The organism is Parabacteroides sp. AM58-2XD, from assembly GCF_003463685.1.
In the GTDB taxonomy this organism is placed as follows: domain Bacteria; phylum Bacteroidota; class Bacteroidia; order Bacteroidales; family Tannerellaceae; genus Parabacteroides; species Parabacteroides segnis.
This window is the reverse complement of the sequence record NZ_QSDP01000073.1, coordinates 19110-31709: the sequence shown is the minus strand read 5'-3', so window position 1 is coordinate 31709 and position 12600 is coordinate 19110. Positions and strand designations below refer to the sequence as shown.

The following is a 12600-nucleotide window of genomic DNA, read 5'->3' as shown; positions in this document are numbered from 1 at the left end:
AATAAATATAAACTTTCAAATCTGTATTTCAAAATATTTAATTTGAGATTGTAATGTTTATTCAGTTGTTTGATGTGTTTATTTTCAAAGAATGAGTTGAGATATCCAATCTGAGTTTTATTGTCATAATATACGACTTCTATTGAATAAACTTCCAGAATATGTAGATGGATACCATAGTTCTGCTAAGACTATTGCTTTTTTAGGTTGTAGGATTTACAATATTTAATACAAACCAGAAAGATTAGTCTTTCACAATTTGAGCTATTATGCAAAACAAATTAAAAGGATGGATCGTACCCAATAGTGTGACGAAAGATCCTAATGACAAGATTTTGATTCTTGATGCTGCCGGAAATGTTGGTCTTGAACAGGTGTACAAAGAAATGCGGGAAGAGGATACCGGTTTAAGACAAGAAACACTGGTACACGTTGTTAGCCTTTACGAACGTATCATAGCCCGTTTTCTGATGAATGGTTACAATGTTAATACCGGATTGTTTTATGCGGTTCCACGTTTTACAGGTCTGATAGAGGGAGGACGTTGGAATCCTGAAAAGAACAGTATTTATGTATCCTTCAGTCAGGATAAAGTATTGCGGGAAGAAATGGCCAAAACCCAGGTGGTTATACAAGGTGAGAAAAATGATGTCATGTATATCCTGGAAACAGAAGACAAGAAAACCAAATTGAAAGATGGTAGTATGACTCCCGGACGGAATTTTGTGATTCGCGGTGCATATTTGAAGGTTGTAGGTGATGATGCTTCTGTGGGTATCGTTATTCGTAATAAGGAGAACGATACTGTGACAAAAGTGACTGAGGATATGTTTGCTACTAATAACCCTTCGGAGCTGATCTTTTTAGTCCCTACTGAACTGACCGACGGCGAATATGAACTGACCGTAACCACACAATATACAAAAGGTACAGGAATAACCTTGAAAACCCCTCGTTCTGTCTCGATTCCGGTACATGTAGGAACGGGAGGAGGAAGCGACCGTCCGGAGATTGAATAATTTTATCGCAATAGAATATTTTACTGTCTTTTATCTGGAGATACCGTTATTGCCATGCTGGAGACAGTATTGTCTCCATGCCGGAGATAGCACTGTCTCTTCACGGAACTAGACTTAGAAAAAGAGAAGATAACCTAAATTATATTTATCCTAAAAATTATACATTATGAAGCAAAAAGTACTCTTAGGACTTTTTGTCTCCCTGCCATTTGTTTGTACAATTCCGGTATTTGCTACTGGAAATATGCCTGCAACAGAGAAGAGAGACATTCAAATCAGTCGCTATGATGAGGAAAGAAACAGGATGGAACCGTTAGTCGGTTATGTTTCACAGAACTTGAAAAAAGTAAAAGGTAAGATTTCTGATACCGGAGGTGATCCGCTACCTGGTGCTACTGTGCAAATCAAAGGAAGTACGAAAGGTGTGATTGCTGACGTGGATGGAAATTTCGAGTTCGATGGAGTTAATACCAATGCGGTACTGGTTGTTTCCTTCATTGGTATGGAAACGAAAGAATTGACTTATAAGGGAGAGGGGTTTCTGAATATCGTGATGGAGCCGAAAGCAGATGAGTTAGAAGAAGTAACGGTTGTTGCCTTTGCTAAGCAGAAAAAAGAAAGCGTGGTTTCTGCCATCACAACAGTAAAACCGGCAGAACTGAAAATACCGAGTAGTAACTTGACTACGGCTTTTGCAGGTCGTGTTGCAGGTTTAATTTCTTATCAGACAAGCGGTGAACCGGGGCAGGATAATGCCAACTTCTTTATTCGTGGTATCACGACTTTCGGTGCTGAAGCGAAAAAAGATCCTTTAATTTTAATTGATGGAATTGAATTAAGCACAGATGATTTGGCTCGTTTGAATACGGACGATATCGCCAGTTTTACGATTATGAAGGATGCAACGGCTACGGCATTGTATGGTGCGCGTGGTGCTAATGGCGTTATTTCTGTAACAACAAAGGAAGGACGCGAAGGTAAGGTTGCGGTAAATGTCCGTATTGAAAATTCATTTTCTACTCCAACCAGTCGGGTTGATCAGGCTGATCCGGTTACTTACATGCGAATGCAGAATGAGGCGATTAAAACACGTGATCCGTTAGGATTAGCTTTATATTCTCAAGAAAAGATAACCATGACCGAACGTGGGCTGTATCCGGATATTTTTCCTTCGACAGACTGGTATAGCACTATGTTCAAAGATTTGACTATGAATCAGCGTGCCAATATCAGTGTGAGTGGTGGTGGTACGGTTGCTCGTTATTATGTGGCGGCCAATATGACACGGGATAATGGAAATGTGAAGGTTGATAAACGTAATAATTTCAACTCGAATATCAATTTGATGAAATATACAATTCGCTCAAATGTGAATGTGAACCTGACGAAGACAACGGAATTAGTTTTACGAATGAGTGCTGCATTTGATGATTATTCTGGACCTATCGGTGGAGGTAGTGGTATGTATAATCACGTGATGCAAGCAAATCCGGTTTTGTTCAAACCCTATTATGAGCCGGATGAAAATTATGCTCATGCTAATCATATTTTATTTGGAAATTATGGAAGTGCTAACTATGTCAATCCTTATGCACTGGCTTTAAAAGGTTATAATGAGTATAGTAAGAATACGATGCTGACACAATTTGTGTTGAATCAGGATTTGAAAATGATAACGGAGGGTTTGACAGCCAGTGTGCTAGTCAATATGGATCGTTATTCAGAATACTCTGTAAATCGTGCATATAAACCGTTTTATTATAGCATCGGTTCTTATAATCTGCAAGAAAGTTCTTATACTTTGAATCGTTTGAATCCTACAGAAGGTACGGAATGGATTAATTATGAACCGGGTCAGCGCTATATAAATAGTAGTATCTATCTGGAAGGAAAGGCTGAATATACTCGTCTGTTTAATGATAAACATAATGTGAATGCTTTGCTGGTTTATACGATGCGTAATCAAAAATCCGGTATTGCAGATAATCTTCAACTGTCATTACCGTATAGAAACATTGGTTTAGCTGGCCGTTTGGCCTATAACTTCGATTCTCGTTATTTCGGAGAGTTTACTTTTGGTTATAATGGTTCGGAGCGATTCTCTGAGAATAACCGTTGGGGCTTTTTCCCATCGGGAGCATTAGGATGGATGGTTTCTAATGAAGAGTTTTTTGAACCGTTGAAGGATGTTTTTTCACAGTTTAAGTTTAAAGGTTCCTATGGTATGTCTGGTCAGGACCAGATAGGTAGTGGTAATGACCGTTTCTATTATTTGTCGGATGTAAATATGGATGCCGGTCGCAATGTGAATTGGGGTACACAAATGAACTATAATCCTGGAGGTGTTAGCTTTAACCGTTATGCTAATGATCAGATCGGATGGGAAACTTCTTATAAAATGAATGTCGGGTTAGAGGCTACGACAACATTTGGTTTGTCTGCTAATATTGAATATTTTACAGAACGTCGTGAAAATATATTATTAGATCGTGTGATTCCTGGTACAATGGGTATTCTTCCGGCTGTAAAGGCTAACTTGGGAAAGGCTAAAGGACATGGTGTTGATATGGAACTGAATTATGAAAAGAGCTTCAATAAAGACTGGTGGATGACAGGACGTGGTACTTTTACTTATGCAACAAGTGAAGCGGTAGAATGGGAAGAACCCGATTATAGTGCAACTCCTTGGTTGTCAAAGATCGGTAAATCTTTAGGACAAGAATGGGGATATATTGCTGAGCGGTTGTTTGTTGATGATGAAGAAGTAAAGAATTCCCCGACACAGTTTGGTAGCTATATGGCTGGGGATATTAAATACCGTGATGTGAATGGGGATGGAAAAATTTCCGATTTAGATAAGGTCCCCATCGGCTACCCTACTACACCGGAGATAAATTATGGTTTCGGACTTTCTGTTGGTTATAAAGGATTGGATGCTTCATTCTTTTTCCAAGGCTCGGCGCGTCAGTCTTTTTGGCTTGACCAAAAGAAAATAACTCCGTTTATTGATGGTAATTCTGGTCAAAGTGATGATGATGGTTTAAAAGGGGAGAATCAGGTATTGCAAGTTATTGCTGATAGTTATTGGTCGGAAAATAATCGTAACCCATATGCATTCTGGCCTAGATTGTCGAATCAGTCTGTAGAAAACAATAACCAAAAGAGTACTTGGTTTATGCAGGATGCAACGTTTCTTCGTTTAAAATCAGTAGAGTTGGGTTATACTGTACCACAGGTGTTGACAAAAAAAATAAAGGTACAGAATTTACGTGTTTATGTGAGCGGAACAAACTTGCTATGCTGGAGTAAATTCAAATTGTGGGATCCGGAAATGGCAGGAAACGGTTTAGGGTATCCGATACAGCGTGTTATTAATGTCGGTATAAATTTAGGATTCTAAAATAATTAAATAATAATAGTATGAAATCATTATATAAATATATAGTATGTGCCTGTACAGTCTTGACTGTAACATCTTGTGATTTCTTGGATGTAGTACCGGATAATTTGGCGACAGAAGAGCATGTCTTTGCGGATCGTTATACAGCAGAGAAATATCTGGCAACTTGTTACTGGGGAATGCCGAAACCTGTTGGATGGAATGAAAACCCAGCGGTATTTGGTGCATTGGAAATGATTTTTAATCCGGAGTATAGTACTGAGAATGGAATGAAATTAGGACTGGGACAAGATAATCCGACCAGTGCACTTATTAATTATTGGAACAATAATAGTGATGGGGTTCGTTCACTGTATGCAGGTATCCGTGAGTGTAACACGTTTATGGAAGGTATTGGTGGTGTTGCGGATCTGGAAGAATATGAAAAGAAGCGTATGATTGCTGAAGTTAAAATGATCAAAGCGTATATGCATTTTTATTTGCTGTCTTATTACGGACCGATTTGCCCTTTACGTGAAAGTCCCTCTGTCAATGAATCAACTCAAGGGGTACGTGTCTATCGTGAAAAGGTGGATGATTGTTTCCAATATATCGTTGATTTGATGGATGAGGTAATAGGATGCGAGGCTTTGCCATTGATTTTATCCAATCCGACAACTGAATTAGGACGATTTACGATGCCTGCAGCCCATATGTTGAAAGCAAAAGTTCTTTTATATTGGGCAAGTCCGTTATTCAACGGTAATACAGATTACAACAGTTTTCTGGATCATAATGGTGAACCTTTTTTCAATCAAAGTTATGATGCAACACGTTGGCAAACAGCGCAGATGCATGCAAAAAGGCAGTGGAGATATGTGAGTCGGCTGGTGTGCGTTTATATCAGACTTCTGATTATATTGCAACAAAAAAACTGTCAGATGAAACTTTGTTGGTTCAGACCTTGAGAGGGGTTATTAGTCACCGATGGAATCCGGAACTTATTTGGTGTAATACGGTAAGTCTGCTTAATGAAAGTTTTCAAAATGAATGTTTAGTGTTTTTTGAATCATCAACAGCACTGTCTATAGCCAAGCAGAAAATGAGTGTACCTCTATCTACTGTTGAATTGTTTTATTCTAAAAACGGGGTACCTATTGAAGAGGATAAAACGTATGATTATACTCATAGATATAGCTTGCGTACAGGAGATAAAGAGCATCGCTATTATATTCAGGAGGGTGAACAAACAGCTGTTCTAAACTTTGATCGCGAACCTCGTTATTATTCAACTCTCGGATTTGACCGTGGTAAGTGGTATGGAAATTCGTATAAAAATATGCCGGATGATGATGCTGAGTGTTTATATCCCAAGAATCGTTATGGTGAAGTATCTTCTATAGGTGATCCAGGAAATTATAATGTCACAGGTTATTGGCCCAAAAAGTTAGTTTCAATTAATACATCTTTCCGGGATGCCAACGGAGTTACATATGAAGCATATCCTTTTCCGGAAATGCGTTATGCAGACTTGTTATTGATGTGTGCCGAAGCTTTGAACGAAGCGAAAGGTGCTCCTGATGCGGAAGTGTACAAATATATCGACATGGTTCGTGAACGGGCTGGATTGGAAGGTGTTTTGAAAAGTTGGAGCAAATATTCCAATCAGCCGGAAAAACCGACAACTAAGGAAGGTATGCGTGAAATTATTCAACGGGAACGTAGGGTCGAATTAGCATGTGAAGGTGTTTATTATTGGGATAGCCATCGTTGGAAGACAGCTCAGGACGAACAAAATCGTTTGATTCAGGGATGGAACATACAGGCAAGTGAAGCGGAGAATTATTATACAGTAACAACTGTGTATACACAATCATTCTCCTATAAAAATTATTTTGCCCCCATACCTGAGTCTGAAAGGATAAAGAATCCGCAATTGATTCAAAATCCAGGATGGTAATTATCAAAAGATTAAATTATTAGTGTATATGAAAACTAAATATTTAAATTTAATATTATTACTTTTTACATTGTTTTCCTGTTCGGAAAAGGAACAGTTACCGATTAGCGGTAGTTTGGGAAAGCCGGGAGTTGTAACTAATGTTGTAGTTGAGCCTCAGCGGGGGGAGCTACGATTTCATATAAAATTCCTGAATCGGAAGATTTATTGGCTGTAAAATGTATATATACTTTATCTGATAATGTAGAACGTGAAGCAAACGCTTCATTTTATGAAAATAAACTGAAGATTCAAGGATATAATGATACGTTGGAACATACAGCAATACTTTATGCAATAAATAGGGCTCAGGAATTATCAGATCCGATAGAAGTTAAATTTCGTCCATTAGAATCTCCTTTAAGTAAGGCTATAAAGTCAGTTACAATTGAAGCTGATTTTGGAGGAGCTCGTTTTAATTGGAAAAATCCTGATAAGCTCCGCTTAATGTTGAGTTTTTAGGACCCGATTCTTTGGGAGCGGTCTCTACATTGAATATCATAACGAGTGATATAGATAAGAATGTTTATAGTATTCGAGGTTATGAGCCTGAGTTATGGCAATTTTCAATAATAATGAGTGATAACTTTAATAATTATTCGGATACTATTTCTGCGGAAGTGGTCCCCATGTTTGAGGAGAAGTTAGATAAGAAAAAGATGAAAATTATGCAGTTGAATAATGATGTCCCTTTTACTGGCTGGGATTCTCAGAATATATCCCTGATAGATGATGATCTTACAACTTTCGGACATACGCTTAATAATACTTTGCCTGCACCTTTTACGGTAGATTTGGGATGTACAGCAAAGCTTAGCCGTTTTGTCATTAACCAACGAAAAACTGTAGGGGGAGGAGAAAATTCTTATTATCAACGGGGTAATCCGAAGAAAATGGAAGTTTATACTTGTGATCATCTCCCGAGTGAAAGTGGAGACTGGAGTGAATGGACTAAAATAATGGATTGTGAAGTTGTAAAACCCTCAGGTTCTCCAGGCTCTACCATGACAGATTTAGATATGACAGTAGCTGATAATGGGCATGAATTTGCATTTGAGTTATCTCAGGCTCCGATGCGATATATCCGTGTAATCATTTTGTCTACATGGGGTGGGTCTACTTATACGCATCCTGCGGAAATAACATTTTATGGAGAGAACCAGGAATGAAGATAGTATCAACAAATAAAAAAGAAGAATTATGAAGAAAATATATGCCTTAATTGCGTTTGTTATTTCTGTCTTGTCTATCACATCCTGTGACGACTTTATGGATGTACACAAAGAATATATTGAAGGTGGTGAGATTATTTATGCTCCTAAGCCGGATTCGTTAAGATTTATTGCTGGCAAGGGACGGATCTTATTTAAATGCCGTACTTATAATGCTCCAAATGTCCGTTCAATAGACGTGTATTGGAATGATGGACTTGATTCCCTGATTATTCCTGTAGAATTGAATACGGGGTATGACAGTCTTTCTGTTATCTTGGATAATATGGAAGAGAAGTCTTATACGTTTAATGTTCGAACAACGGATAATTTCGGGCATAAATCTCTATACCTGACAGCTTTTGGTACGTCTTATAGTGAAATTTATCAATCGACATTGAATGATCGCCGTATAAAAAATATCTCCCTGTCGGATAAGGAAGGTGTTCTTGAATGGTATTCTGCTCCCAAAAATCTGGTAAAAAATGAAATACGTTATGTAAAAAAGGACGGCTCTCTGGTTACTGTAGAAATGCCTTCAACGGATTATATTATTAAGCTACCAGAGGCAAAAGCTGGTTCCTCTATCGAATACAGGTCTTTATATACTCCGGAAAAAGAATGTATAGACACGTTTGTTACAGCATGGGAAACGTATGAAATTCCTTTCCCGGAAGAATATACGTATGATCGCAGTTCATGGGTGGTTTTGTCTGCTTCGGATGAAGAATTGTCGGATGGTGGAGGAAGAGGAGCAATACTTGATGGTGATTTTAATACTTATTGGCACTCTGCTTATGAAGATGGGCATGCCCTCTACCTCATTGGCTTGTCGTAGACATGAAAACACCGAAGAAGATCTCAAGAGTGGAATTACATCGTCGTTCGGCAAATAAGGATACACAAACTGTGGAACTATATATTTCTGACCAGCCGGATGCTAATGTCAATAGTTGGGTAAGTATCGGAAATGTAGAGTTTGGGGATGCTAGTAATATTTCGCTCACGATACCAGAATCTGTAGATACAATGAAGGGATGCTATCTGAAGATATTGATGCCAGATAGTAATCGTGAGCCTTTTACGAATATCGTAGAAATAGATGTTTTTGGTAAATAGGTAAAAGATTTTTTCGGTTATCAAGATTTATATCAGGTATGGGTTTTATGGATCTTAACATTGGTCTCGTAGATATCCATACCTGATTTCTTAATATTATCCATCTTGATTAATTGTTTGTCTATTTTCTATTGAAGGGATTTGGAGTTTCTTTGCCTCATATTTATCATTTGAAATACAAGCAAAATCGAGTTTTAACGAATATACCGTAAATAGTAAATAATTAATTTGTATAATCATGAATATAAGAATGACATTACAGGTCATAAGTTCGTTTATAGGATTTATTTTCTGTCTACAGTCGGTGAAGGCCGACAATCAAATATCATTGGATATGCGGGTGAATCCTGCAAATCGACTTGTTTTTAGTTTATCCTATGGGAAAGAACCTGTTATTTTAGAATCGTTTCTTGGATTAAATGTTGATAATCAAGTGTTAGGTGAAAATGCGAAAATGATAGATAAGGTGGAAGGTGTAGGAGGTTATGTTGTATATACTTTGCAGCAAACAGAAGGTACAATTTTTCATATAGATACACGTGTTTTCCCTGACGGAATCGCTTTACGTTATCGTATTCCGGCTGAAGGGCCTAAATGTATTTATGGAGAAGAAACATCATTTACTTTTCCATCACAAACTAGAACATGGTATGCTAGTGGACCTTTCCAGTACGGTTGGCTGCAACAATATCAGGATAGGATGACAGATCATATACAAGGTGAATTATTAGCTCCTCCGGCAACCTTTTGTCTTCCGAACGGGCTATATGCGGCTATAACGGAAGCTAATCTTTTCAATTATCATGGTGCGGTCTTGTTTGGAACAGAGCCTAACCGGGTTCAGTTTGGTTATGTGGAGAACAAAGGTCATATGGAGACAGGTATTATAACTGGGCTTCCTCCGGCAAAATACTGGCATGAGGCGGTGCGGAATGTGCCTTGGATCGTTTCTCCGGTGAAAGGAGCAAACGAGGTTGTAACTCCCTGGCGTGTCCTGATGCTGTCGGAAGACCTGAATGGCCTGGTCAATAACAAGATATTGGCAAAGGTATCGGACAAACCGGACGAAACCCTTTTTCCGGACGGGGCGAAGACAGACTGGATCAAGCCGGGAAGAGCGGTGTTTACATGGCTGACAGAAGGTGGTATCGAGCGTTTGAGTGTGGATAATCATAAAAAATATGTAGACGGATGTTCCGAGTTGGGCATTGAGTCGGTTGTCGTCGATGATGGCTGGGAACTGTGGCAACAAACTGAAAAAGATGCCAATGGGCGGACAAAATGGGAAATGCTGAAAGATCTGGTCGATTATGCGAAAGAAAGGAATGTGAATATATGGGTATGGCGCTCCTCATCTCCCCGTTCCGGAAATAAAACAGATATCGGGTTGGTAGATCCGAAAGAACGTGCCGATTTTATGCGGAAGTGTTCGGAGGCAGGTGTCAAAGGTTTGAAGATCGACTTTTTTCATACGGAAAATCTTTTTACAGTCAATCTGATGGAAAATATCCTGAAGGATGCGGCCAAAGAAAAGCTGATGGTGATCTTTCATGGGGTGAATAAGCCTACCGGAGACTCTTACACGTATCCAAACTTGTTGGCAAAAGAGGCTGTCAGGGGGCTGGAGACTGTGGGAGGAGAGGATAGCTGGGCACCCGGTCCGCCCTGGCCTTATCATAATACGGTATTGCCTTTTACCCGTTGGCTGGTTGGCCCGGCTGACTATACCCCGTTGAACTTCCGGGCTTTTTGTCCGCCGTCGGTTACATTCGCCCATCAGCTTTCATCCATTTATATGCTGACATCCCCCATGTTGATTTTCGCAGCCGATATGGAGGACATGCTTTCTTCTTCCGGACGTTCGTTTATTGAAAGTGTACCTGTCGTGTGGGACGAAACGGTCGTATTACCGGAAAGCGAGATCGGGAAACTGGCAGCATTGGCCCGTCGGAAAGGAGATGTATGGTATTTGACCGTCTTGAACGGAGAAGACCCCAAAACGTTTGAAACGAAACTGGATTTCCTGCCCAAAGGCAAATATAAGCTGGAGATAGTAACGGATGCTCCCGGCAACCGGAAGTTGATCGAAGTAAAAGAAAGCAAGATACGCTTCGGCCATAAACTAAAAGAAAATCTGATGTCGGGAGGCGGACTGGTAGCCCGGATATCTGTAAGGTAAAAGATAGCTAATCTTAAATAAATTAGAAGAAACAGACATGATGAAACATGCTTTTTTTATATTAGGACTGGGATTATTGGCAACCTGCTTTAAAGTAGATGCCCAGCAAGGACGTGCCCCCATGATGGGGTGGAGCAGTTGGAATACCTATCGTGTAAAAATCAGTTCGGAAATTATCAAACAAAGTGCTGATGCGATGGTAGAGAAAGGATTAGACAAGGTTGGTTATCAGTATATCAATATAGATGATGGCTTTTTCGGAGGACGTGATGAGAATGGGCGTTTGTTTTGTAATCCGGAGAAGTTTCCCAACGGTATGAAAGATGTGGCAGATTATATTCATTCCAAGGGCTTGAAGGCCGGAATATATAGCGATGCCGGTGCTAATACCTGCGGTTCTATTTGGGACAACGATACGTTTGGGATTGGTGTCGGATTGTGGGGGCATCAGCAGCGTGACCTCGATCTTTTCCTGAAAGAGTGGGGATACGATTTCCTAAAGGTCGATTTTTGTGGTGGCGATAAACTCGGTCAGGATAAGAAGGAACGTTATACTTCGGTGTATGAAGGCATCCAAGCAACAGGCCGTACAGATGTCCGTTATAATATATGTTGTTGGGCTTTTCCCGGTACATGGGCGATAAACATGGGGGATTCTTGGCGCATACACGGCGATATAACCAACAAATTCAGCTCTGTAAAACAGATCATTGATAAGAATCTTTATTTTGCACAATATGCTTCTCCGGGTCATTATAATGATATGGACATACTGGAAATAGACCGTGGGCTGACTTTGGAACAGGAACGGACGCATTTTAGTATGTGGTGTATAATGAGTTCCCCCCTGATGATTGGTTGTAATATGAAAACGATTCGGGATGAGTCACTGGCTATTATAAAGAATGAAGAACTTATTGTTATCAATCAAGATCCATTGGGCATGCAAGCACGTGTCATAGCTTATAGCGGTAACGGCATTGTTTTGGCTAAGCCATTAGAAAATAAGCGTGGTGGAATTCGTGCAGTAGCTCTCTACAATCCATCGGATGAACCTACGACTATGCGGGTAGATTTCAAAGATCTTTGTTTGGATGGAAAAGTTACAGTCCGTGATTCATGGAAGCATGAAGATTTGGGAACTTTCCGGGGAGGTTACGAGGCAACAGTTCCTGCTAATGGTACAGTCGTACTGAAAGTTGAAGGAAAGAAATGGTATGCTCCCTCTGTATATGAAGGTGAATATGCTTTTATGAATGCTTTCTATGAAGATAGTTATTATCCGGAAAAAGACACAAAACTGTTAGGCTCACGGGAAGAAGCATCCGGTCGTCATGTCATGACCGGAATCGGCGGTAGCCCGGAGAATTGGGCAGAGTTCCGCGAAGTTTATAGTCCATGTAAACAACAGGCTACACTTCGTATTCATTATTTTACAGATGCTCTGAAGTCATTTGATATTACAGTGAACAGTAAAGCTATGCCATCTTTGTCCTTTCAACCGAATAAAGGTAAGACGGCTGGGGTCGCCACAGTTTTTATACAATTGGAAGAAGGCGACAATGTGATCCGGCTTAGTAATTCGAAAGAAATAGGACCGGATGTGGATAAGATTGAGGTTGTAATGAAGAGAAAATATGAATAGGAAAATAATAATTTATATTTTATTTAACTTGTTGATATGTCTGCGGCTT

At 39.6% G+C, this 12600-nt stretch carries 10 protein-coding genes; all 10 read left to right on the top strand.

The window, feature by feature from the left end; genetic code table 11:
• Positions 1–269: 269 nt before the first annotated feature.
• The 10 genes from DXA15_RS16835 (at position 270) to DXA15_RS16805 (ending at position 12551) form a co-directional block, all read left to right on the top strand.
• Positions 270–1019 (top strand): DNA-binding domain-containing protein, encoded by a 750-nt coding sequence (locus tag DXA15_RS16835; RefSeq protein WP_128134788.1) that lies wholly within the window; start codon positions 270–272, stop codon positions 1017–1019.
• A gap of 166 nt (positions 1020–1185) precedes the next feature.
• Positions 1186–4419: a TonB-dependent receptor gene (locus tag DXA15_RS16830; RefSeq protein ID WP_128134787.1), complete on the top strand. Its 3234-nt coding sequence runs from the start codon at positions 1186–1188 to the stop codon at positions 4417–4419.
• Positions 4420–4439: 20 nt separating this feature from the next.
• Complete coding sequence (locus DXA15_RS26825; protein WP_233567377.1) at positions 4440–5366, top strand: RagB/SusD family nutrient uptake outer membrane protein; 927 nt, start codon at positions 4440–4442, stop codon at positions 5364–5366.
• A gap of 134 nt (positions 5367–5500) precedes the next feature.
• Entirely contained in the window at positions 5501–6358 is an 858-nt protein-coding gene (locus DXA15_RS26820) for a RagB/SusD family nutrient uptake outer membrane protein (protein ID WP_233567376.1), read from the top strand.
• 207 nt (positions 6359–6565) lie between these two features.
• Positions 6566–6859, top strand: a complete 294-nt coding sequence (locus DXA15_RS26815; protein WP_233567375.1) for a DUF4959 domain-containing protein — start codon at positions 6566–6568, stop codon at positions 6857–6859.
• A gap of 11 nt (positions 6860–6870) precedes the next feature.
• Positions 6871–7566 carry a DUF5000 domain-containing lipoprotein gene (locus DXA15_RS26810; RefSeq protein WP_369683075.1) on the top strand — a complete coding sequence of 232 codons (696 nt, stop codon included), beginning with the start codon at positions 6871–6873 and terminating at the stop codon, positions 7564–7566.
• 31 nt (positions 7567–7597) lie between these two features.
• On the top strand, positions 7598–8446 hold the full coding sequence (locus DXA15_RS16815; protein WP_233567374.1) for a DUF4998 domain-containing protein: 849 nt from the start codon (positions 7598–7600) through the stop codon (positions 8444–8446).
• A gap of 2 nt (positions 8447–8448) precedes the next feature.
• Complete coding sequence (locus DXA15_RS26805; RefSeq protein ID WP_233567373.1) at positions 8449–8727, top strand: hypothetical protein; 279 nt, start codon at positions 8449–8451, stop codon at positions 8725–8727.
• A gap of 238 nt (positions 8728–8965) precedes the next feature.
• Positions 8966–10906, top strand: coding sequence for a glycoside hydrolase family 97 protein (locus DXA15_RS16810; RefSeq protein WP_128134786.1), 1941 nt, complete (start codon positions 8966–8968; stop codon positions 10904–10906).
• Between the two features lie 37 nt (positions 10907–10943).
• A complete protein-coding gene (locus tag DXA15_RS16805; protein ID WP_128134785.1) occupies positions 10944–12551 on the top strand; it encodes an alpha-galactosidase in 1608 nt (535 codons plus the stop codon).
• The last annotated feature ends 49 nt before the right edge of the window (positions 12552–12600 follow it).